21 protein-coding genes are annotated in these 22076 nt (G+C 63.7%); 16 read left to right on the top strand and 5 right to left on the bottom strand.

Annotation, left to right across the window (positions count from 1 at the left end; all coding sequences use genetic code 11):
- Positions 1–137 precede the first annotated feature (137 nt).
- The 3 genes from BSG08_RS14905 to BSG08_RS14890 all read left to right on the top strand — a co-directional run bounded on the left by BSG08_RS14905 (position 138) and on the right by BSG08_RS14890 (position 3107).
- Entirely contained in the window at positions 138–1004 is an 867-nt protein-coding gene (locus BSG08_RS14905; protein ID WP_093038584.1) for a branched-chain amino acid aminotransferase, read from the top strand.
- Positions 1005–1853: 849 nt separating this feature from the next.
- Positions 1854–2543 (top strand): sugar transferase, encoded by a 690-nt coding sequence (locus tag BSG08_RS14895; RefSeq protein WP_093038580.1) that lies wholly within the window; start codon positions 1854–1856, stop codon positions 2541–2543.
- Positions 2544–2606: 63 nt separating this feature from the next.
- Positions 2607–3107 (top strand): L,D-transpeptidase family protein, encoded by a 501-nt coding sequence (locus BSG08_RS14890; RefSeq protein ID WP_093038578.1) that lies wholly within the window; start codon positions 2607–2609, stop codon positions 3105–3107.
- Here BSG08_RS14890 and BSG08_RS14885 read toward each other — a convergent pair.
- Positions 3104–3757, bottom strand: a complete 654-nt coding sequence (locus tag BSG08_RS14885) for a YggS family pyridoxal phosphate-dependent enzyme (RefSeq protein ID WP_093038717.1) — start codon at positions 3755–3757, stop codon at positions 3104–3106. The two genes, BSG08_RS14890 and BSG08_RS14885, sit on opposite strands and share 4 nt — an antisense overlap.
- Before the next feature lie 112 nt (positions 3758–3869).
- On the opposite strand from BSG08_RS14885, the gene BSG08_RS14880 reads away from it, so the two are divergent.
- On the top strand, positions 3870–4373 hold the full coding sequence (locus tag BSG08_RS14880) for a DUF3576 domain-containing protein (RefSeq protein WP_093038576.1): 504 nt from the start codon (positions 3870–3872) through the stop codon (positions 4371–4373).
- 68 nt (positions 4374–4441) lie between these two features.
- Here BSG08_RS14880 and BSG08_RS14875 read toward each other — a convergent pair whose 3' ends face one another.
- The gene (locus BSG08_RS14875) at positions 4442–5692 is read right to left on the bottom strand and encodes a glycosyltransferase (RefSeq protein ID WP_093038574.1); all 1251 of its coding nucleotides are present in this window, start codon (positions 5690–5692) and stop codon (positions 4442–4444) included.
- 150 nt (positions 5693–5842) lie between these two features.
- Here BSG08_RS14875 and leuS point away from each other — a divergent pair, with 150 nt between their 5' ends.
- From leuS to BSG08_RS14855, 4 genes are all read left to right on the top strand, one after another.
- A complete protein-coding gene (gene leuS / locus BSG08_RS14870) occupies positions 5843–8446 on the top strand; it encodes a leucine--tRNA ligase (protein WP_093038572.1) in 2604 nt (867 codons plus the stop codon).
- Complete coding sequence (gene lptE / locus BSG08_RS14865) at positions 8433–8924, top strand: LPS assembly lipoprotein LptE (protein WP_093038570.1); 492 nt, start codon at positions 8433–8435, stop codon at positions 8922–8924. Before leuS ends, lptE begins: the two co-directional genes overlap by 14 nt.
- Complete coding sequence (gene holA, locus BSG08_RS14860; protein WP_093038568.1) at positions 8921–9949, top strand: DNA polymerase III subunit delta; 1029 nt, start codon at positions 8921–8923, stop codon at positions 9947–9949. The genes lptE and holA overlap by 4 nt, the downstream gene beginning before the upstream one ends.
- A 408-nt stretch (positions 9950–10357) precedes the next feature.
- A complete protein-coding gene (locus BSG08_RS14855; protein ID WP_093038566.1) occupies positions 10358–10945 on the top strand; it encodes a glutathione S-transferase family protein in 588 nt (195 codons plus the stop codon).
- On the opposite strand, the gene BSG08_RS14850 is transcribed toward BSG08_RS14855, so the two are convergent.
- A complete protein-coding gene (locus tag BSG08_RS14850) occupies positions 10921–12102 on the bottom strand; it encodes a TIGR03862 family flavoprotein (protein ID WP_093038564.1) in 1182 nt (393 codons plus the stop codon). The genes BSG08_RS14855 and BSG08_RS14850 overlap by 25 nt on opposite strands.
- 66 nt (positions 12103–12168) lie before the next feature.
- Positions 12169–12918: an SDR family oxidoreductase gene (locus BSG08_RS14845; RefSeq protein WP_093038562.1), complete on the bottom strand. Its 750-nt coding sequence runs from the start codon at positions 12916–12918 to the stop codon at positions 12169–12171.
- 129 nt (positions 12919–13047) lie between these two features.
- On the opposite strand from BSG08_RS14845, the gene BSG08_RS14840 reads away from it, so the two are divergent.
- The 4 genes from BSG08_RS14840 to BSG08_RS14825 all read left to right on the top strand — a co-directional run bounded on the left by BSG08_RS14840 (position 13048) and on the right by BSG08_RS14825 (position 17795).
- Entirely contained in the window at positions 13048–14574 is a 1527-nt protein-coding gene (locus BSG08_RS14840; RefSeq protein ID WP_093038560.1) for a DUF2125 domain-containing protein, read from the top strand.
- Positions 14575–14690: 116 nt separating this feature from the next.
- Positions 14691–16037 carry a TldD/PmbA family protein gene (locus tag BSG08_RS14835; protein ID WP_093038558.1) on the top strand — a complete coding sequence of 449 codons (1347 nt, stop codon included), beginning with the start codon at positions 14691–14693 and terminating at the stop codon, positions 16035–16037.
- Positions 16024–16806 carry an inositol monophosphatase family protein gene (locus BSG08_RS14830; RefSeq protein WP_093038557.1) on the top strand — a complete coding sequence of 261 codons (783 nt, stop codon included), beginning with the start codon at positions 16024–16026 and terminating at the stop codon, positions 16804–16806. Before BSG08_RS14835 ends, BSG08_RS14830 begins: the two co-directional genes overlap by 14 nt.
- A 68-nt stretch (positions 16807–16874) precedes the next feature.
- Entirely contained in the window at positions 16875–17795 is a 921-nt protein-coding gene (locus tag BSG08_RS14825; protein ID WP_093038555.1) for a DMT family transporter, read from the top strand.
- Here the strand turns inward: BSG08_RS14825 and BSG08_RS14820 are convergent.
- On the bottom strand, positions 17734–18552 hold the full coding sequence (locus tag BSG08_RS14820; RefSeq protein WP_093038553.1) for a glycosyltransferase: 819 nt from the start codon (positions 18550–18552) through the stop codon (positions 17734–17736). The genes BSG08_RS14825 and BSG08_RS14820 overlap by 62 nt on opposite strands.
- Before the next feature lie 351 nt (positions 18553–18903).
- Here BSG08_RS14820 and rpsL point away from each other — a divergent pair, with 351 nt between their 5' ends.
- The 4 genes from rpsL to BSG08_RS14800 all read left to right on the top strand — a co-directional run.
- On the top strand, positions 18904–19275 hold the full coding sequence (gene rpsL / locus BSG08_RS14815; RefSeq protein ID WP_008281863.1) for a 30S ribosomal protein S12: 372 nt from the start codon (positions 18904–18906) through the stop codon (positions 19273–19275).
- A 12-nt stretch (positions 19276–19287) separates the two neighbouring features.
- The gene (rpsG, locus tag BSG08_RS14810) at positions 19288–19758 is read left to right on the top strand and encodes a 30S ribosomal protein S7 (RefSeq protein ID WP_093038551.1); all 471 of its coding nucleotides are present in this window, start codon (positions 19288–19290) and stop codon (positions 19756–19758) included.
- 21 nt (positions 19759–19779) lie between these two features.
- Positions 19780–21903, top strand: a complete 2124-nt coding sequence (fusA, locus tag BSG08_RS14805) for an elongation factor G (RefSeq protein WP_093038546.1) — start codon at positions 19780–19782, stop codon at positions 21901–21903.
- Between the two features lie 79 nt (positions 21904–21982).
- Positions 21983–22076: GTP-binding protein (locus BSG08_RS14800; RefSeq protein ID WP_217649904.1), on the top strand; the 94-nt coding region annotated here is incomplete at its 3' end.

The following is a 22076-nucleotide window of genomic DNA, read 5'->3' as shown; positions in this document are numbered from 1 at the left end:
TTGTGTTTCATATTAAGTCAGCTTTGTTGACATTCCAAGATCAAACTGGTAGCGAATCGCAGTTTTTGCGCAATTTTATGTCCGAGACGGACGTAATTGACGCAATAAATGGAAAACCGACCAAGAGGAGGCGGAAAATGACTGGCTATGATGATCGTGACGGCAAGATCTGGATGGATGGCAGGTTGATCGAATGGCGCGATGCCAATGTGCATATCCTGACTCACGCCCTGCATTATGCCAGTTCGGTTTTCGAAGGCGAGCGTTGCTATGACGGCAAGGTGTTCAAGAGCCGCGAGCATTCCGCGCGCCTGCTCAAATCGGGCGAGCTGATGGATATGCCGATCCCCTACACCGTGGACGAGATCGAGGCGGCCAAGGCGGCGGTGCTCGAGGCGAACAACCTGACCAACGCCTATCTGCGCGTCGTGGCGTTCCGTGGCGCAGGTCCCGACATGGGCGTCGCCGCCGCCCGCAACCCGATCCGCATGGCGGTGACCGCCTGGGAATGGGGCAATTACTATGGCGACGCCAAGATGAAGGGCGCAAAGCTCGACATCGCCAAATGGAAACGCCCCAGCCCGGAAACGATCCCGGTCGCAGCCAAGGCTGCCGGGCTCTACATGATCTGCACCATGTCCAAGCACGCGGCCGAAGCCAAGGGCTGCTCGGACGCCATGTTCATCGACTATCGCGGCTATGTGGCCGAGGCGACCGGCGCCAACATCTTTTTCGTCAAGGATGGCGAGGTGCATACGCCGCTGCCTGACGCGATCCTCAACGGGCTGACCCGCCAGACAGTTATCGGCATGCTCAAGGATCGCCAGATCAAGGTGCATGAACGCCATATCATGCCCGAGGAACTCGAAGGGTTCGAACAGTGCTGGCTCACCGGATCGGCGGCCGAGGTCACGCCGGTGGGGCAGATCGGCGACTATCATTTCGAGGTCGGCGCCATGACCCGTGACGTGGCCGAGGCCTACGAGGCGCTGGTGCGCGCCTGAGCGCGCGATCACGGCGGACAGGCCCCCATCTCGTGCCCCGGACCTGATCCGGGGCGCGTGCGCATGATCCCGGTTCGGCGCAACAGGTTCCAATGGGCTGCCAGCGGGGCGATTCGCCGGATCGGGCCTTCCTGGCGCGGCCATGGCCGTCACGGCGTGTCAGGGGGGCTCTCTCCAGGGTTGTGACGCCCTGCAAAAGCGGAAGGGTTGCGCGCCGCCAAACCCATGCATCGCGGTGTCGCGCTCCACCCGAACATTAACCGTTTCCCTTTTCGGCACAATCCCCCCGAACCGATACATTTTACCCGCAACTTTTGCGGTATCTTGCCCGTTTTCGGTGACCTGCGTCAATTTTTGTTTCTTCTTTTGATACAATTGTAACCAGACGCTCCTGCGCAGACCCCTGGCGTTCCTGAAATACGTCAGAATCATGACAAAATCTGGCATTTTTGAGGCAGCAGAGCGCGAGGGGGCAGCCACCGGAGCCGCCGGACAGGGCGCTTTGCGAAGTTGGAAGAGTCGACGTCAGAATTCACGCAGAGGTTGTGGCGTCGCGGATTCCTTGACTTGTCCGCGGGCGAGGTGCACTCTTATAAAATCATTTAAGCACAATATAGATATCAAGGATCGAGCAGGCTGGGGGCGGTGATCTGCGGGATGGCGGGGACGAGAACTGGGGCTGAGACGCACTGGCGGTAATTGCCGCATAAGGTGCAGGCTGATCGGGCCGATTGCTCAGCATCGTTTCCGGAATTCGGGCAAAAATATGGCGGATTTACCGGCAAAACCGGCAAATCGGTAATCAGTTGTGCTGCAGCAGCAGCGGTAAAACGTTCGGGGAGTTTTGATATGTCATTTCGCGTGATGCGGTCGTCGATGCGACCCGAGGCACCCAACTATATTGAAAGCAAAGCAATTCTGAGAAGCGCGCCAAATTTTTACGCGCGGGCGGGAAAGCGTCTTCTTGATATCGTACTGGTGCTTCTCGCGGCACCAATCATTCTGCCGCTGCTGGCGGTTCTTGCCGCGGTCATCGCGCTCGATGGCAGATCACCCTTCTTTACGCAAGAGAGGGTGGGGCGCAACGGGCGTACATTCCGTATGTGGAAACTGCGCAGCATGGTGGTGAACGCCGAGGCGCAGCTTGAACGCTGCCTTGCGGCCAGCCCTGAACGTCGCCTCGAATGGGACGAGCATCAGAAACTGCGCGACGACCCGAGAGTGACCCGCATCGGGCATCTCATACGCAAGACATCGCTGGATGAGCTACCGCAGTTCTGGAACGTGCTCCGGGGCGAAATGTCGATCGTCGGACCGCGCCCGATGCTGCCCGAACAACGTGCGTTCTATCCCGGCACCGCCTATTACGCGCTGCGTCCGGGCATCACCGGCTTCTGGCAGGTATCGGTTCGCAACGGCAGCAGTTTTGCCGAACGCGCGCACTATGACACGAACTATCTGCGTGACATGTCGCTGCGTACGGATATTCGGGTTCTCTTCTGCACCATTCGCGTGGTGCTGGGTGGTACCGGCTGCTGACGCGGCTGCCGGGCGGCCATTATCCCGCTTTTCCGCCCGCCTGTTTTGCGGCAGAAGGGCAGGATGACACCTGACGATCTGGTCCTCACCCCCCTTGGCCTGCGGTTTCGCGGACAGCTTTACCCCTGCACCATAGGGCGCGGCGGCCTGACCCTGGGCAAGCACGAGGGCGACGGCGCGACCCCCGTCGGCACGCACCGGATCGTTGGCATGCTCTACCGGCCCGACCGCATGGCGCGCCCCGCCGACTGGGCACTGCCGATCCGCCCCGGCGACCTGTGGTCCGATGATCCGGCGGACGAGGATTACAACATGATGGTGCGGGCACCCTACGGTCCCAGCCATGAAAGGCTGCGCCGCGCCGATCCGCTCTATGATCTGATCCTCGTCACCGACTGGAACTGGCCCCATGCGGTGCGCGGGCGGGGATCCTGTATCTTTATCCACCAATGGCGGCGGCCCGGCTATCCCACGGCGGGCTGCATCGCACTCCGCCGCGATCACCTGCGCGGCATCGCTGCGGCGATCACCTGCCGAACCCGGCTGATCGTGCGCCCGGTCTAATCGTAGTCGCGCGCGCCAAAAATCGCTGATCCCACCCGCACATGCGTAGCCCCCTGAGCAACGGCGCGCTCGAAATCGCCGCTCATGCCCATCGACAGGCCCGCCAGCCCGTTGCGTTCGGCCATCTTCGCCAGAAGCGCGAAATGCAGGCTCGGCTCCTCGTCCACCGGCGGGATGCACATCAGCCCGCGCACCGGCAGATCAAGCGCACGGCACTCGGCAACGAATGTGTCCACATCCTGCGGCATCACACCCGCCTTCTGATCCTCCTCGCCGGTGTTGACCTGTATGAACAGATCCGGGCAATGGCCCGTCTCCTGCGCCAGCCTTGCCAGCGCACGCGCCAGTTTGGGCCGGTCCACCGAATGAATCGCCTGGAACAGTTCCATCGCCTGACGCGCCTTGTTGGTCTGCAACGGCCCGATCAGATGCAGTTCCACACCTTCGAAGCGCGTGCGAAAATCGGGCCATTTGCCCGCCGCCTCCTGCACCCGGTTCTCGCCGAAAACCCGGTGGCCTTCAGCCAGAACCGCCTCGATGCGCGCCTCGGGCTGCACCTTGGACACGGCGATCAGCCGCACGCCGCCCGGCGTGCGCCCCGCCGCCGCCTCGGCCTTGCGCAGCCGTTCGCTGATCTCGCTCAGGCTCATCCTGCCCCCGTTGCCAAACTCGAACCCGTCATGCCACAGGCCGCGCAATCAGCACAAGGGCGCACAGATGCTTCAAACGCCTTGCCCCTTCGCCCCGGCTTGGATAGTAGGGATGGAAACAAGACCGGACGGTGCCATGACCCAATCGCGTTTCAAGACCGCCAGCCTGACAATGGCCTGCCTCGTTTTTCTGACGGGCTGTGGCGCGTTCCAGAATGCCAAGCTCGACGAAGAGGCGATGCGCGTCAAAGGCGGGCGCGAGAGACAGGCGGCTCCCGGTGATGGATCGCTGCTCGACGCCTTCCGCGGCGCCAGAGATACGGTCAAGGTCAACCGTTTCCTGTGGACCGCCACGCTCCAGGTGCTCGATTTCCTGCCGGTCGAGGCGGCCGATCCCTTTACCGGCGTGATCTCTACCGGCTTTGGGACCCCGCCGGGCGGCGGACAGGCCTATCGCGCCACCATCCTGATCAGCGACCCCGCGCTCGATGCGCGCTCGCTCAACGTTGCGCTGCAAACCCGCAGCGGTCCGGTCGATGCGGCCACCGAGCGCGCGGTCGAGGATGCGATCCTCAATCGCGCCCGGCAGCTGCGCATTCAGGCGTCGCGTTTCTGACCGGGGCGGATCGGGGGCCAGCCCCCGAACCCTCGGGGTATTTTTGCCAAGAAGAAATACAGACCCTGTCAGCCGACTAGCGAGCCTTGTGCAAGGCCGCCGACCCATTGCACCTGAGCCGGCAGGCTGACGGTCCGCAGATCGTAACGCATGCGGATCAGATCGCGTGCCGCGCCGCCCAGGCGGGCGCGCGCCGCGTCATCCTCGAGCAGTGCACAGGTCTGCGCCACCAGCGCGTCGCCATCGAAGAAATCCACCAGCCGCCCGGTTTCGTCATCGCTGATCACCTCGCGCACCGGCGCGGTGTCGCTGGCGACGACCGCGGCGCCGCAGGCCATCGCCTCCATCAGCGACCAGCTCAGCACGAAGGGATAGGTCAGGTAGACATGCACGCGGCTGACCTGCAGAAGCCGCAGGAACCGGTCGTGCGAAAGGCGTCCCAGGAACCGCACCCGCGCCCAGTCGGCATCCGGTATCTGCCCGCGCATCTCGCCGATGAATATCTGCTTCCAAGTCTGCCCTTGGGGCGCGCGCGCCCCATAGCTCACCTCGTCGCCACCCACGATCAGAACGGTGGCGCGGGAGCGTTCGCGCAAAAGACGGGGCAGGGCGCGCATGAAGATGTGGTAGCCGCGATAGGGTTCCAGATTGCGGTTGACGAAGGTGATGACCTCATCCTCGCGGGTGAGGTCGCAATGCCCTTCGATGGTCAGCCGCGCATCGGGTGCGGGGCAGGTTGCGGTCGTGTCGATTCCGTCATGCACCACCGTGATGCGCTCTCGAAACGGCGCGGGAAAGGTATCGGCCTGAAACCGCGTCGGGCTGATCCCGCCCTGGGCCTGTTCGAAATGCAGGTGGTTGTTGATGTTCTTCATCCGGATGCGCAGCACCTCCAGATCCGCATCGGAAGCGGCGAATTCGGGGTCGAAGTTCAGATGCGGCCAGTCCGCCAGATGATAAAGCTCGCAATACAGCCCCAGCCGCACCTCGGGCCAGAGATCGCGCAGAAACAGCGATTCGCCCCAGCCGGGATGCGCGAGAATGAGATCGGGCCGGTAGCCCTGATCGCGCAGCGCCCGCGCCGCGCGGTAACACGCCTCGCCGCGCGTCACCTTGGTGTCGAGATCCACCAGCCAGGGATGCACGTCCTGCCGCGCGCGCTCGGGCAGGGCATAGGGCAGCACCCGCACCCCCTGCCACGTTCCGGGCCCCTTCACCCGCAGCGTCAGCGCCAGGCAGTCATGCCCCTGCCGCGCCAGCATCGGGGCCAGATGCTTGTACTGGCCGGGGAAATTCTGGTGAATGAACAGGATTTTCATGGGGCTGACCGCTCTGAATGCCGTGGCCAGCTTATAATCAGGCCATGTCCCCCGCAAACCCCCGCATTTTTGCCGCTTGCCCACTGGACCAGCGCGGGCCAAGCGCCTATCACCCCTCGCAGCAACGCAACCAGCAAGAGGGCGTCGTTCATGTCGCGCTATGCAGCCACTGACGTCGAGGCAAGATGGCAAGAGGCCTGGGACAAGGCCGGTATCTTCCGCGCCCGCCGCGACGCGGAGCGGCCGAAATACTACGTGCTCGAGATGTTCCCCTACCCATCCGGGCGCATCCACATGGGCCATGTGCGCAACTACACCATGGGCGACGTGGTAGCGCGCTACAAGATCGCGACGGGCCATAACGTGCTGCACCCGATGGGCTGGGACGCCTTCGGCATGCCCGCCGAAAACGCGGCCATGGCCTCCGGCGGCCACCCCAAGGACTGGACCTACGCCAACATCGCCGACATGCGCGCGCAGATGAAACCGCTGGGTCTCAGCATCGACTGGTCGCGCGAATTCGCCACCTGCGATCCCGAATACTACGGCCAGCAACAGGCGCTCTTCCTCGATTTCCTCGAACATGGCCTCGTCTACCGCAAGAACGCCGTGGTGAACTGGGATCCGGTCGACATGACCGTGCTCGCCAACGAACAGGTGATCGACGGCAAGGGCTGGCGCTCGGGCGCCGAGGTCGAGCGGCGCGAACTCACGCAATGGTTCTTCCGCATCTCGGACTTTGCCGAGGAACTGCTTGAGGCGCTCGACACGCTCGACGACTGGCCCGCCAAGGTCCGGCTGATGCAGGAGAACTGGATTGGCAAATCGCGCGGGCTGCAATTCGCCTTCTCGCTCATCGACGGGCCAGAGGGCCACGACCGGATCGAGGTCTATACCACCCGGCCCGACACGCTCATGGGCGCGTCGTTCATCGGCATCTCCCCCGATCATCCGCTGGCCAAACGGCTTGAGGCCGAGCGCGCCGATGTCGCCGCCTTCTGCGCGCAGGCGCGCAAGGGCGGCACCACCGCCGAGGCGATTGAAAAGGCCGAGAAGCTGGGCTTCGACACCGGCCTGCGCGTCCGTCATCCGTTTGACACCGCATGGGAATTGCCGGTCTACATCGCCAATTTCATCCTGATGGATTACGGCACCGGCGCGATTTTCGGCTGCCCCGGCCATGACCAGCGCGATCATGATTTCTGTGCGAAATACGATCTGCCGATCCTCGATACCTTCCTGCCGATTGACGCCGAACACGACATTCAGGCCGCGCCCTTCGTGCCCCTGAAATCCGAGCGTGTCCGCTACACCCGCCTCGTCGCGGGCGACGAGGTGCAGACCGGCGAGGTCGGCGTCAACGCCGCGATTGATTTCTGCGAGGCCAATGGCGTCGGCCAGGGCGTGACCAAGTTCCGCCTGCGCGACTGGGGCCTGTCGCGGCAACGCTACTGGGGCTGCCCGATCCCGGTCGTGCATTGCGACACCTGCGGCGTGGTGCCGGAAGCCAAGGAAAACCTGCCCATCCGCCTGCCCGACGACGTGAGCTTTGATGCGCCCGGCAATCCGCTTGACCGCCACCCGACATGGCGCGACTGCGCCTGCCCGCGCTGCGGCGCGTCGGCCCGGCGCGAGACCGACACGATGGACACTTTCGTCGACTCAAGCTGGTATTACGCCCGCTTCACCGCCCCCGATGCTGCCACGCCCACGGATATGGCTGAGGCTGAATACTGGATGAATGTCGATCAGTATATCGGCGGAATCGAACACGCGATCCTGCACCTCCTCTATTCCCGCTTCTTCGCCCGCGCGATGCAGATTTGCGGGCATTTGCCGGACAAGGCGATAGAGCCCTTCGATGCGCTTTTCACGCAGGGGATGGTGACGCATGAGATTTACCAGACCCGCGATGTCGCCGGGCGACCCGTCTATCACCTGCCTGAAGAGGTGTATTGGCGCGACGGAAAGGCTTTTGTTCAAGCGCAAGTATCCTTCGATGGCCAGTCAGTTAAGGTTGATGAAGACGCTGTTGTCGTTGAAGTAGAGGTCATCCCCTCCGCCAAGATGTCCAAATCTAAGAAGAACGTCGTCGATCCCTCCACCATCATCGCCCAATACGGTGCCGACACCGCCCGCTGGTTCGTCCTCAGTGACAGCCCCCCCGAGCGCGATGTCGAATGGACCGCCTCGGGCGCCGAGGCGGCACACCGGCACCTCTCGCGCGTCTGGCGCATCGCCGCCGAGATCGCGCAGAGCGACGCCCCCGCCAGCCCCGAGGATGAGACGCTCCTGCGCGAGATGCACAAATGTATCGACGAGGTGACAAAGGGCATCGACAGTTTCGGCTTCAACGCCGCCATCGCGCGGCTCTATGCCTTTACCAACACGCTGGCGAAATCGCAGGCGGGACAGGCGGCCAAATCCACCGCCGCCCGCACGCTGGCACAGCTCATGTCGCCGATGACCCCGCATCTGGCCGAGGATATCTGGGCCATGCTGGGCGGGCAGGGCCTTGTCACCACGGCCCCCTGGCCCCAGCCCGACCCGGCGATGCTGATCGACGATACCGTGATCCTGCCCATTCAGATCAACGGCAAACGCCGCGCCGAAATTTCCGTACCCAGTGACATGCCGAAATCCGAGGTTGAAAAACTGGCGCTGGCCCACAATGCTGTGGTCAAGGCGCTGGACGGGGCCCAGCCCAAAAAGATCATCGTCGTCCCCGGACGGATCGTCAATGTCGTGCTTTAACCGTCGCCTCGTGCTTCTTTGCGGGCTTGCCGCCCTTGCCGGGTGCGGCTTTAGCCCGGCCTATGCGCCATCCGGCGACGGCGGCGCGCTGCTGAACCGGGTGCAGGTAACGGCCCCCTCGACCCGCGCCGGTTTCCTGCTGACCCAGGAACTTGAATCCCGTCTCGGTCGCGTGCCTGACGCCAGATTCGTGCTTGCTCCCAGCATCAGCCTGCAACGCTCGGCTATCGCGATTTCGGCGCAGAACGTCGCCACCCGGCTGAACCTGCTGGGCAATGTGACCTATACGCTGCGCGACACCCTGACCGACACCGTGGTGACCAGGGGCAGCGTCAACAGTTTCACCAGCTATTCGGCCTCTGGCACACCCGTCGCCGCCCAGGCCGCCGAGCGCGATGCCGAAGAGCGGCTGATGCGCATCCTCGCCGACCAGATGATCACCCGCCTGCTGGCCGCAGCCGACGACCTGCCGGAATGAAACTTTCGGCCCGCGATGCCCCCCGCTATTTCGCCCGGCCAGAGGGGCATCGCACCGGCCTTCTGATCTATGGCCCCGACGCCATGCGTGTGGCCCTCAGACGGCAAGAGGTGATCGCCGCCCTCCTCGGCCCCGGCGCCGAAGAGGAAATGCGCCTCAGCCGCATGTCCGCCGCCGATCTGCGCAAGGATCCCGCGGCGCTCATCGACGCGATCAAGGCGCAAGGCTTTTTCCCCGGTCAGCGCGTGGCCTTTGTCGAAGAGGCGGGCGACAGCGCCGCCGACGCGATTATCGCCGCACTCGCCGACTGGCGCGAGGGCGATGCCCAGATCGTCGTCAGTGCCGGTTCGCTCAACGCTGGCTCGAAACTCCGCAAGGCGTTCGAGAGCCATGCCAATGCCTATGCGGTGGGGATTTACGACGATCCTCCCAACCGCGCGGAAATCGAGGCGATCCTGTCCGGGGCGGGATTGCGTGAAGTCCCAACCGCCGCCATGGCCGATCTGATGGCCCTGGCCCGCGCTGTCGATCCCGGCGACTTTCGTCAGACCGTCGGGAAACTGGCGCTCTACAAACTCGGCGATGCCTCGCCGCTGACGGCGCAGGACATCGCCGCCTGCGCGCCCGCCTCGACCGAGGCCGATCTCGACGAGATCCTCGATATCGTGGCCGAGGGCCGCTCTGCCGAGATTGGCCCCGTCATGCGCAGGCTCAGGGCGCAGGGCACACAGCCCGTCGGCCTCTGCATCGGCGCGACCCGGCATTTTCGCGCCCTCTACGCGGCGGCCTCCGATCCCGGTGGCGCGGCGCAGGGGATCGCGCGCATGCGGCCGCCGGTCTTTGGCCCCCGGCGCGACCGCATGCTGCGGCAGGCGCAGGGCTGGGGTACGGCCCGGCTGGAACAGGCGCTGACCATCCTCACCGACACCGACCTTCACCTGCGCTCCGCCGGCCAGCGCGCGCCCGACATGGCGCTGGTGGAACGCGCGCTGATCCGGCTGGCGATGCTGGCGGCATCACGGTGAGGGAGGGCGGGGCCGTAACCTCTCCCAAGGGCGCTGACAAGGGTCCGGGCCAAAAGGTCCGGGCAGGGGTCTTTCGGCCCAGAACCCGAGAGGGAGCGGGCAAGACTCGGAACCACCGACGTCCGACGCGTAAGTCCTCTGCCGGAAACTGCGGCGTGCTTGTCACCAATCTCTGATGACATGTCATATATGACATGTCATGTCGCGGTGTGGCGGGGGGCCAAGCTTACGGTTGCAGCGCCGTGCGTGCGCATCTTTTGGTGGCCAATCCCTGCGTATATAACCTGCGTACGCGATGCACGCGCTGTACGCGGCCCGCCTGCGCGACTCAAATCTGCGTGACCGCCATTGCGCCGCTTCTCCCAATAGAGCAAAGCTGCGGAAAGCCAACCGGAACAGGGAAAACGCATGTATGACGTCATCGGCTCGCGTGCCAGCCGCACCTTTCGTGTGCTCTGGCTGCTCGAGGAATTAGGTATTGAATACAATCACCTGGCTGTCGCCCCCCGGTCGTCCGAGGCACTGGCCGCCAATCCTTCGGGGAAGATTCCCGCATTGCGAACCGAGGGGACCGTGCTCACTGATTCGACCGCCATCATGACCTTTCTTGCGGACAAGCATCAGGCGCTGACCCACGCCCCCGGCACCCACACCCGCGCCCGTCAGGACGCGCTAACCCACAGAATTCTCGATGAAATCGACGCCCTGCTCTGGACCGCCGCCCGACATACCTTTGTGCTGCCCGAAGAGCATCGTGTGCCTGCGGTCAAGGACTCGCTCAAATGGGAATTCGCGCGCAATCTCGAAGAGTTCTCCGCAGTGTTGGAGGGACCATTCCTGCAAGGCGACGACATGACCATCGCGGATATCCTGCTTACTCATTGCCTGAGTTGGGCGGGCAAGGCGGGCTTTCCCGATGTGGGCAGGAAACTTGGGGATTATCTGGCCGTGATGACGGCGCGCCAGGCGTTTCAGCGGGCGGCGGCCCTGCCCTGAGCGATGGCGTGGGCGGCGGCATGACGCCCCGCCCAGAACCCCGTCGCGAGGCACGCGGTCAGCAGGTAGCCCCCCGTCGGCGCCTCCCAGTCCAGCATTTCCCCTGCGGCAAAGACGCCGGGTCGGTTGCGCAGCATCAGCCCCGCGTCCAGCACCTCGAATCGCAGGCCGCCAGCGGTGGAAATAGCCTCGTCCAGAGGCCGGGGCCCGGCTATGGGAACGGGCAGGGACTTGAGCGTCCGGGGCAGGTCGGCCATGCCGCCGCGCCTGAATTCCATCAGTATCGCCTGTTTCACCGGGTCCAGTTTCAGCGCCTTGCGCAGCCGGTTTTGCAGGCTGTCCCGGACTCTGAAGGTGTGCAGTTTCTGGTGGATCTCCGTCTCACTCAAGTCAGGAAGCAGATCCAGCACCAGCCCCGCGCCGTCGCGAATCGCGGCGCTGACCTCATAAATTCCGCCACCTTCCAGTCCTCTGGCGGATAGCATGACCTCCCCACGCGAGCGGGTGTTTCCTGCCTGCAATTCAATGCCCTTGACGGGATGGCCAAAATGCTTCGCCATATGAGGCGACCAGTCGATCCGGAAACCCATATTGGCAGGCCGGAACGGAGAGATTGCATCGCCTGCCAGATATTTCGTCCAGGCACCGTCCGATCCCAGCCGCGCCCAGCTTGCGCCGCCGCAGGCCAGCACCGTCACCGGCGGGTCGATCCGCCGCACCCCTTGGGGCGTATCAAGGACCGTGCCCTGATCCCAGCCCAGCCAGCGCCAGCGGGTTCGGAATTCGACACCCAACTCTCTCAATTCGCCCAGAAAACTGCGCAACAACGGCGAGGCTTTCATCGCCGTCGGAAAGACGCGCCCGGTGCTGCCGGTAAACACCTCCTGCCCGGCCGCGCGCGCCCAGTCCTGAACCGCTTGTGGGCCGAACGCCTCGATCATCGGGCGCAACGCCCCGGCGCGCGCCCCGTAGGCGCGCAGAAACGTCTCGAACGGCTCTGCTTTGGTGAGATTGAGACCCGACTTTCCCGCCATCAGAAACTTGCGCCCGACAGAGGGTTTGGCCTCTGCCACAATGACTTCCAGTCCGGCGCGCGCCATTTCCCGCGCGGCCATCAGACCCGCGGGCCCGGCCCCGATGACAAGCGCACCGGTCATGTGGCGACGGCCGGTCGTCGGCGCTTCATCGCATGGCCTGCGACCAGTTGCGTAATCCCGCACCGGTCATGTCAGGCCCACGCGCCTGCGAATGCTCTCTTCGCGCAGCGAGATTTCCTGGCCGATGAAGGCATCGGCATCGGCGTTACACATCCACAGCAGCGCCTTTGCGGGCCAATCGGCGGGGATATGCGCCGACCAGTCCAGTTGGCTCACGGCATTGACGCCACTTGCCTTGATCTCGCGCTGCATGTCGGTGGCCACGGTGCCGGGCGACAACCCCATGACCCGGACGCCCGTCGCCCGCGCCTCAAGATCAGCACAGCGCGTCAGCATCGCCACCCCGGCCTTGGAGGCGCAATAGGCGCTCCAGCCCTCGAGGGCGTTGTGCGCCGCGCCTGAGCTGACCGTCAGGATAGTGCCCGCGCCGCGCACCATCATGCCGGGCAGGGCGGCGCGCATGCCGTTGAAGACACCCTTGAGGTTGACGTCGATCGCATGACCCCAGGCCTCCGGATCGGCTGCGCCCAGCATGGTGATCGGTTCGATCACCCCGGCATTGTTGATCAGCACATCAAGTTGCCCGAACGCGGCATGGCAGGCCTCGACCGCCGCCTCGACCTCCCAGTAGCGGCTGACATCGCAGGGGATGGCGACGGCCGTTGGCCCGATTTCCCCCGCAATATCGGCAACCGCATCGCCGTTGCGCGCGACAAGCGCCACATTCGCCCCCGCCGCGGCAAAGACCCGCGCCGCCGCGGCGCCTATGCCCTTGCTGGCCCCGGTGATGAGAACGGATTTTCCTTGCATATCCATGGTATCCCCCATGATGATCCGCCCTTTAACTAACGCCGGGATGCGGCGAGTTCCAGCGCGTTCGTCCCTTGACCGCGCTCGCGCAACATCGGAAGCTGTCGAACAGCCCTATTTCGAAAGGTTTTGTTCATGGCCCCGTTCCGACCCGCCGCCACCTGCGCGCTTGCGCTGTCCCTTGCGGTCTCAGCCACATCCGCTCTGGCGGACCTGACCCCGGATCAGGTCTGGCAGGACTGGAAATCTTATCTCGGCGGTTTCGGCTATGAGGTGACGGGCGAGCCAGAACAGGTCGGCAACACCCTCACCCTCAGCGATATGGGCATGACGATGCAGATGCCGGAGGGTGCCGGCTCGGTTTCGATGCGGATGGGGCAGGTGCAGATGATCGGCAATGCCGATGGCACGGTTTCGGTGGTTCTGCCCGAGAAGATCCCGGTTGCGGTCGAGGCGCTGGATGACGAGGGTCAGCAGGTGACCACCACCATGGAGATCGCCCATCAGGGTCTGAACGTGACCGTTTCGGGCTCTCCCGAGGCGATGCAATACGCCTATGATGCTGCGGAGCTTTCGATGGCGCTGATTGATCTCATGGCGGGTGGGGAAAGTCTTGATATCAAAACAGCGCAAATCCGTTTTGCCGATGTATCGGGCTCAAGCCAGAGCAACCTGAGCGACGAGATGCGCATGCTGAGCCAAACGATGACCGCCGGGCCCGTGACGTATGATCTGGATTTCACCGAACCGGACGAAGGGGGGCGGCTGGCCTTTACCGGCAGCGTCGCAAAGGCGCGGTTCGTGGGCGAGGGCGAAATTCCGCAGTCGTTCGACGGCAACAACATCGCCGCGAGTCTGAATGCCGGTTTCCGCTTTGACAGCCGTTTCGAATACGAAACAGGCAGCAGCGCCTACCGTTTCGAGGATGCGGGCGATGTGCTGGAAGGCACCAACAGTTCCGACCGCGGCAACATCGCCACGGCCATCGGACCGGATGGGCTGCGCTATGCGGGTGCGGGTCATAACATGGCGATCGCCGTAAGTTCCCCCGATCTGCCCTTTCCGGTGACGCTAAACATGGCGCGCATGGGGTTCAGCTTTGCAGCGCCCCTGATCAAGAGCGAGGAAGCGCAGGATTTCGCCCTCACGCTCGATCTCAGCGATTTTACCATGTCCGACATGATCTGGGCCCTGTTCGATCCCGGCCAGCAACTGCCACGCGATCCGGCGACGATTGGTCTGGACCTGTCGGGCAAGGGGCGGCTCTTCTTTGACATACTTGATCCGGCGACAGCCGGAAAGCTCGAGGCGGACAATGCGGTGCCGGGGGAACTCGAATCGCTCGATCTGAACAACCTCACGCTCAGTATCGCTGGGGCCAGGCTGACCGGAGAGGGTGCGTTTGTCTTTGATCAGGACGATCTCACCAGCTTTGGCGGCATGCCCGCCCCCGAGGGCGCCTTGGATCTCACGCTCGTCGGGGGCAATGCACTTCTGGACAAGCTGATCGCCATCGGCCTCCTGCCTCAAGATCAGGCCGCCGGCGTGCGCATGATGATGGGGCTCTTTGCGGAGCCTGCCGAGGGCGAGGATACGCTGACCTCACGCATCGAAGTCACCAAGGATGGTCAGGTGCTGGCCAACGGGCAGCGCCTGAGATAGTGCCGCCCCGCTGATGTGACACGACCGCGGGCGTCCGCTCGCGGTCTTTTAGTATGTGCCGCACTTGCGCGTCCTGCCGCCGCGGTCTACCTCATGGCGGCACCAAGGAGACGCCCATGCCCCAATCGCTCGATGATCTGACCCATGCGCTGATCGAGGCCGCGATCAAGGCGGGTGCCGGCGCAGCGGATGCCATGGCGTTGCGCGGGCAGTCGGTGACCATCGACATGCGCGGCGGCACGCTGGAACAGGCCGAGCGCGCCGAGGGCGTGGATATCGGGTTGCGGGTGCTGATCGGCGGGCGGCAGGCCAATGTGTCCGCCTCTGACATGCGGCCAGAGACCATCGCGGCGCTTGCCGAGCGCGCCGTCGCCATGGCGCGCGAGGCGCCCGAGGATCCCTATGCCGGGTTGGCTGATCCGGGGCAACTGGCCAGGAACTGGGACATTGACGCCCTGCAGATCTGTGACCCCGCTCCTGAACCGGCCCCGGCGGCACTGGCGGAGATGGCGCAAGCGGCAGAGGCAGCGGCCCTGACCGTGACCGGCGTGACGCAGGTGCAGTCGGCGTCCGCCGCCTATTCCCGCCGTGCTGTGCATATCGCCGCGAGCAACGGGTTTTCCGGTGGGTATGAGCGCACCGATACCGGCCTCTCCTGCGTTGCGATTGCCGGGACGGGCAGCGGCATGGAACGCGACCATGATGGCGACAGCCGGGTCTATGCGACCGATCTGCGCGGTGCCAGAGAGATTGGCCAAACCGCCGGGGAGCGCGCGGTCGCGCGGCTGGGAGCGCGCAAGCCGCCCACGGGGACCTATCCGGTGCTGTTTGACGAACGCATCGCCGCCAGCCTGATCGGTCATCTTCTGGCTGCCGCCAATGGCGCATCGGTGGCGCGTGGTGCATCCTGGCTGCGCGACCGGCTGGGCGATCTGGTCTTGCCCGCTGCGCTGTCGATCACCGAAGATCCGCACCGTCCGCGCCTGACCGGCTCGCGCCCCTTTGATGCCGAGGGGCTGCCGACCGCGCCGCGCAGGATTGTGGAAAACGGCATTCTGACGGGCTGGACGCTCGATCTGGCCACGGCGCGCAAGCTGGGGATGCAATCCACTGCCAACGCAACGCGCGGCACCTCTGCGCCACCCGCGCCCGGCACATGGAACATTGCCCTGACGCAGGGCGCGCGCAGCCGCGAGGTTCTGATCCGCGAGATGGGTACCGGCCTGTTGGTGACCTCGATGATCGGCTCCACGATCAATCCCAACACCGGCGACTATTCGCGCGGCGCCGCAGGATTCTGGGTCGAGAATGGAGAAATCACCCGGCCCGTGAATGAATGCACCATCGCGGGCAGTCTGCCCGAGATGCTGCGCCGGATCGTGCCCGCCAATGACGCGCGCGCGCATCTGAGCCGGGTGGTGCCATCGCTTCTGGTCGAGGGGCTGACGCTTGCCGGTGCATGATCTGGCCTTGCTGGTCGAGGCCGCGCGAGAGGCGGGGCGGATTGCCACGCGCTATGTCGGCAGGTCGCTCAATGTGCGCGACAAGGCCGATGGCAGCGGGCCGGTGACCCTGGCCGATCTGGCGGTGAATGCCATGCTGGCAGAGCATCTGCGCGCCGCCCGTCCTGCCTATGGCTGGCTGTCGGAAGAGACCGAGGACGATACCACGCGGCTTGATCGCGAGCGCGTCTTTATTGTCGATCCCATCGACGGCACCCGCAGCTTTATCGAAGGCTCGAACACCTGGGCGCATTCGCTGGCGGTGGCCGAGCGCGGCGTGATCATCGCCGCCGTCATTTATCTGCCCCTGCGCGACAAGCTCTATACTGCCGCGACCGGACAGGGGACGCAGCTGAATGGCGCGCCGATCCGGGCTGCCACGCGGGCGGATCTGGCGGGGGCGTCGCTCTTGGCCGCGACGCCGAATTTCGCGCCCGAACGGTGGCGCGACGGGCATGTGCCGCAGGTGACGCGCGGGTTCCGCCCGTCGCTCGCCTATCGCCTCAGCCTTGTCGCCGAGGGGCGCTATGACGCGATGCTGACCCTGCGCCCCACATGGGAATGGGATATCGCGGCAGGTGATCTGATCCTGCGCGAGGCGGGGGCGGCAACCTCGGACCGGCGGGCAGCGCCGCTGAGGTTCAACAACCCTGTGCCGCGGCTTGACGGGGTGGTCGCTGCAAACCCGGTGTTGCACGGCGCATTGCACCGAGCCCTGACGCAGGACTGAAATGCGCTTGCGCCCGGACTCCATCCCTGTGTAATGCGCGGGCAAAAGTATCAGGATACAGGCAGATCATGGCCCGCTCCGACAATCTTACCGGCGCATTTCTGATGATGGGTGCGATGGCGGCGTTCACGGTCAACGATGCCATGATCAAGGGGCTGGCGGGGCAGATCCCAGTGTTTCAGGTGATGTTTCTGCGCGGTGTGCTGACCACGTTGCTGGTGGGGGTGATCGCGTGGCGCATGGGCGCGCTTGCCCGACGCCTGCCGCGTGCTGACTGGGGACCGGTGTTCTGGCGCATGGTGGGCGAAATCGGCTCGGCCTATTTCTTTGTCACGGCGCTTTTCAACATGCCGATTGCCAATATCAGCGCGATCATGCAGGCGCTGCCGCTGACGATCACGCTGGCGGCGGCGCTGTTTTTCCGCGAGCCGGTGGGATGGCGGCGGATGAGCGCCATCATGGCGGGGTTTGTCGGCGTCATGCTGATCGTGCGGCCTGGCACCGATGGGTTCAACGTCTATTCGGTCTACGGTCTGGCGGCGGTCGCCTTTGTCACCCTGCGCGATCTGGCCACGCGCAGGCTGTCGCGCGATGTGCCCTCGATGCTGGTCACGCTGATCACATCGTTCTGCATCATGGCGGCCTTTGGGCTAGCCAGCCTGACCGGCGAGTGGGCGACGCTCGACATGCGCTCTGTCGCCCTGATCGCGGGCGCCTCGGTGATGATCATCGGCGGCTATCTCTGTTCGATCATGGTGATGCGGGTGGGCGAGATCAGCTTTGTGGCGCCGTTCCGTTACACCAGCCTGCTCTGGGCGCTGATCCTTGGCTGGCTGATCTTTGGCGACTGGCCGCAGACGATCACCCTGATCGGCGCGGCCATCGTGGTGGCCAGCGGCCTGTTCACGCTTTACCGCGAGGCGCAGGTCAGCCGCCGGGCGCGGGCCGAGGAGAAAAGACAGCTTTCACTCGGTCCTCGTCCACGTTGAACTGTTTTTGAAAGAGGCTGCGTTCCTCGGCGCTGAGCGGATGCAACGGCCCGGTCTGATACCTGTCGGCGGAATCGTTGTCGTCATGCTTGGCCCGCAGATACATGCGCGGGGTCGGGTTCAGGAATGTCGGCATTTCCAGATGCAGCTTGTGATGCGCGAAATTCATCACCGTGAGCGGGTCGCCGGGGCGGAACAGCACGCCAAGCCCGCAGGCCCAGAACGGTGATTGCACCTCTTCTGCCATGATCCCCTGATCCGACAACTGCACCGAATAGCCGCGATTGTATTCGATCGCCATGTAGCGCCAGTTCTTGCGCATGGTGGCGCTGTGCTTGACGAACCAGCGCAGGCTGCGGGTGAAACCGACGGCCACCGCGTCGTCGTCATCAAGCCGGAACTGGATCGAATGGGTCGTGTCCTCGCCCAGTTCTTCCTTGATCGCGCGCTGCATCGCCAGCCGCTGTTTCATCGGCGGAAACTGCACCACCTTTATTTGTGGCACGCCTGCGGTAAGATCATGCAGCCGGTCGCGATAGGTTTTCGGTAGGCTTTCGCCAATGACGATGAGAAAGGTGAAATCGGGGCTTTGCTGGGCGGCGATGGAGGGCAGGGTGAGGCATTCAAAGTGCCGGAATCGCAACTCCATCCGTTCGGGCGCATAAAGATAGGCCTCGCGCTCCTCCGGCGTTTCATGCATGCGTTTGAAGCCGCCGAGGGCTGGGTAGGAAAACCGGCAGAGTCCAATCATGCGCATGCCTTCAATACCCCGGTCTGGCGTTGTTCTTTTGCAGTGCTGGCCGTGATATACATCGCATCCGCCGAACCCTTTCGCAAGCGCCGGGCGAGGCTGTTGACAACCCCCGCGACTCCCCCTATACGCGCCACATCCCGGCACAGGGGGTCGCCCCGTCGCCGATATCAGAACTGAAGTGGTCAAGATCCGGGCAAGGCTGCCCCGATCCTCTGGAAACCCACCGCGTCGGACCCGAAAGACAGGGTGCGATTGCGGTCTTTGCGTATTGCGGACGCGCGATGCGCTTTTGATTAACCGCAGGGGGGTGGCCTCTTGCAGACACATGTGTTGAGAGACGGGGAAAGAACCGGAATGCCAACGATCCAACAGCTGATCCGCAAGCCGCGGCAGCCGAAAGTCAGAACCACAAAGTCACAGCACCTGCAGGGCTGCCCGCAGAAACGTGGCGTGTGCACGCGCGTCTATACGACGACGCCGAAGAAACCGAACTCGGCCATGCGCAAGGTTGCAAAGGTGCGCCTGACCAACGGCTTTGAGGTCATCAGCTATATCCCCGGCGAGAGCCACAACCTTCAGGAGCACTCGGTGGTCCTGATCCGTGGCGGTCGTGTGAAAGACCTTCCTGGTGTGCGTTACCACATCCTGCGCGGCGTTCTGGATACGCAGGGCGTCAAGGATCGGAAACAACGCCGTTCGAAATACGGCGCGAAGCGTCCGAAATAAGAGGAATTACAGATGTCCCGTCGTCACGCCGCAGAAAAACGCGAAGTGTTGCCCGACGCCAAATATGGCGACCGGGTTCTGACCAAATTCATGAACAACCTGATGATCGACGGCAAGAAATCCGTCGCGGAAACGATCGTCTACAACGCGCTCGAACGGGTCGAGAGCAAGATCAAGCGCGCGCCTGTCGAGGTCTTCCACGAAGCGCTCGACAACATCAAGCCCGCTGTCGAGGTGCGCTCGCGCCGTGTGGGCGGCGCCACCTACCAGGTGCCCGTCGAAGTGCGCCCCGAGCGCCGCGAAGCGCTGGCGATCCGCTGGCTGATCAACGCCTCGCGCGGCCGCAACGAGCACACGATGGAAGAGCGGCTTGCCGGTGAATTGCTGGATGCCGTTCAGAGCCGCGGTTCGGCGGTGAAGAAACGCGAAGACACCCACAAGATGGCCGATGCCAACAAGGCGTTCAGCCACTACCGCTGGTAATATTGCAGAGGCATTTGAATCATGGCACGCGACTATCCCCTCCAGCGCTACCGGAATTTCGGGATCATGGCCCACATTGATGCGGGCAAGACCACGACAACCGAGCGAATCCTGTTCTACACCGGCAAGTCTCACAAGATCGGCGAAGTCCATGACGGCGCCGCAACCATGGACTGGATGGAGCAGGAACAGGAGCGTGGTATCACCATCACCTCGGCTGCAACCACGACCTTCTGGCAGCGCCAGGAAGATCCGACCGCCGAGGGCACCTCGGACACCAAGTACCGCTTCAACATCATCGACACCCCCGGCCACGTCGACTTTACCATTGAGGTAGAGCGTTCGCTGGCCGTGCTGGATGGTGCGATCTGCCTGCTTGACGGCAACGCCGGTGTCGAGCCGCAGACCGAAACCGTCTGGCGTCAGGCCGACCGCTACAAGGTGCCGCGTCTGGTGTTTGTCAACAAGATGGACAAGATCGGTGCCGATTTCTTCAACTGCGTCAAGATGATCCGGGACCGCACCGGTGCGATCCCGGCCCCTGTCGCCCTGCCGATCGGAGCAGAGGATCAGCTTGAGGGTCTGATTGACCTGATCAAGATGGAAGAATGGGTCTGGAAAGGCGAGGATCTGGGCGCGTCCTGGGTGCGGCAGCCGATCCGCCCGGAGCTTCAGGCCATGGCCGACGAATGGCGCGCCAACCTGATCGAGATCGCCGTCGAGATGGACGATGCCGCGATGGAGGGCTATCTCGAGGGCATCGAACCGGACGAGGCAACCCTGCGCTCGCTGATCCGCAAGGGCACGCTGTCGCTCAGCTTTGTTCCGATCATGGTGGGGTCCGCCTTCAAGAACAAGGGCGTGCAACCGCTGCTGAACGCGGTGATCGACTTTCTGCCCTCGCCGCTTGACGTGCCGCCCTACATGGGCTTCTCCCCGGATGACGAGACCGAGACCCGCAACATTGCGCGCCATGCCAGCGATGCAGAGCCGTTCTCGGCGCTCGCGTTCAAGATCATGAACGACCCGTTCGTCGGATCGCTGACCTTTACCCGCGTTTATTCGGGAACCCTTAAAAAGGGCGATGCCATGCTGAACTCGACCAAGGGCCGCAAGGAGCGGGTTGGCCGGATGATGATGATGCATTCGAACAACCGCGAGGAAATCGACGAAGCCTTTGCCGGCGACATCATCGCTCTGGCCGGTCTCAAAGAGACCACCACCGGCGACACGCTCTGCGATCCGGTCAAGCCCGTGGTTCTGGAAACCATGACCTTCCCCGATCCGGTGATCGAGATCGCGGTCGAGCCCAAGACCAAGGGCGACCAGGAGAAGATGTCAGCGGGTCTGGCCCGTCTGGCCGCCGAGGATCCGTCCTTCCGCGTCGAGACCGATATCGAATCCGGGCAGACCATCATGAAGGGCATGGGCGAATTGCACCTCGACATTCTGGTCGACCGCCTGCGCCGCGAATTCAAGGTGGACGCCAATATCGGTGCGCCGCAGGTAGCCTACCGCGAGACCATCAGCCACGAGGTCGAGCATACCTATACCCACAAGAAACAGTCGGGTGGTTCGGGACAGTTCGCCGAGGTCAAGCTGGTTATTTCGCCGACACAGCCGGGCGAGGGGTTCACATTCGAGTCGCGCATCGTTGGCGGTGCCGTGCCGAAGGAGTACATTCCGGGCGTTGAAAAAGGTATCCGGTCGGTCATGGACAGCGGCCCGCTAGCCGGCTTCCCGGTGATCGACTTCAAGGTGGCGCTGATCGACGGCAAGTTCCACGATGTGGACTCGTCCGTCATGGCCTTCGAGATTGCCGCCCGCATGGGCATGCGCGAGGGCCTGAAAAAGGCCGGGGCCAAACTTCTGGAACCGATCATGAAGGTCGAGGTGGTGACGCCCGAGGAATATACCGGCAACGTCATCGGCGACCTCACGTCGCGGCGCGGTCAGGTCTCCGGGCAGGAACAGCGCGGCAACGCGATTGCGATCAATGCCAATGTGCCGCTGGCTAACATGTTCGGCTATATCAACACGCTGCGCTCGATGTCCTCGGGGCGCGCCCAGTTCACCATGCAGTTCTCGCATTACGAACCTGTGCCGCACAACATCTCCGAAGAGATCCAGAAGAAATACGCATAAAGGGATGCCGGGATCAACCCGGCCTACCCATCACCTGTAGGCCGGGCCTGAGCCCGGCATCCGAACAAAGGAGGCCATCATGGCAAAGGCAAAATTTGACCGCACGAAACCGCATGTTAACATCGGCACGATTGGTCACGTTGACCACGGCAAGACGACGCTGACGGCGGCGA

The sequence above is a fragment of the Roseovarius azorensis genome (assembly GCF_900109455.1).
Lineage (GTDB): Bacteria > Pseudomonadota > Alphaproteobacteria > Rhodobacterales > Rhodobacteraceae > Roseovarius > Roseovarius azorensis.
Note: the sequence above shows the minus strand (reverse complement) of the source record. Positions and strands in the feature narration are given on the sequence as shown.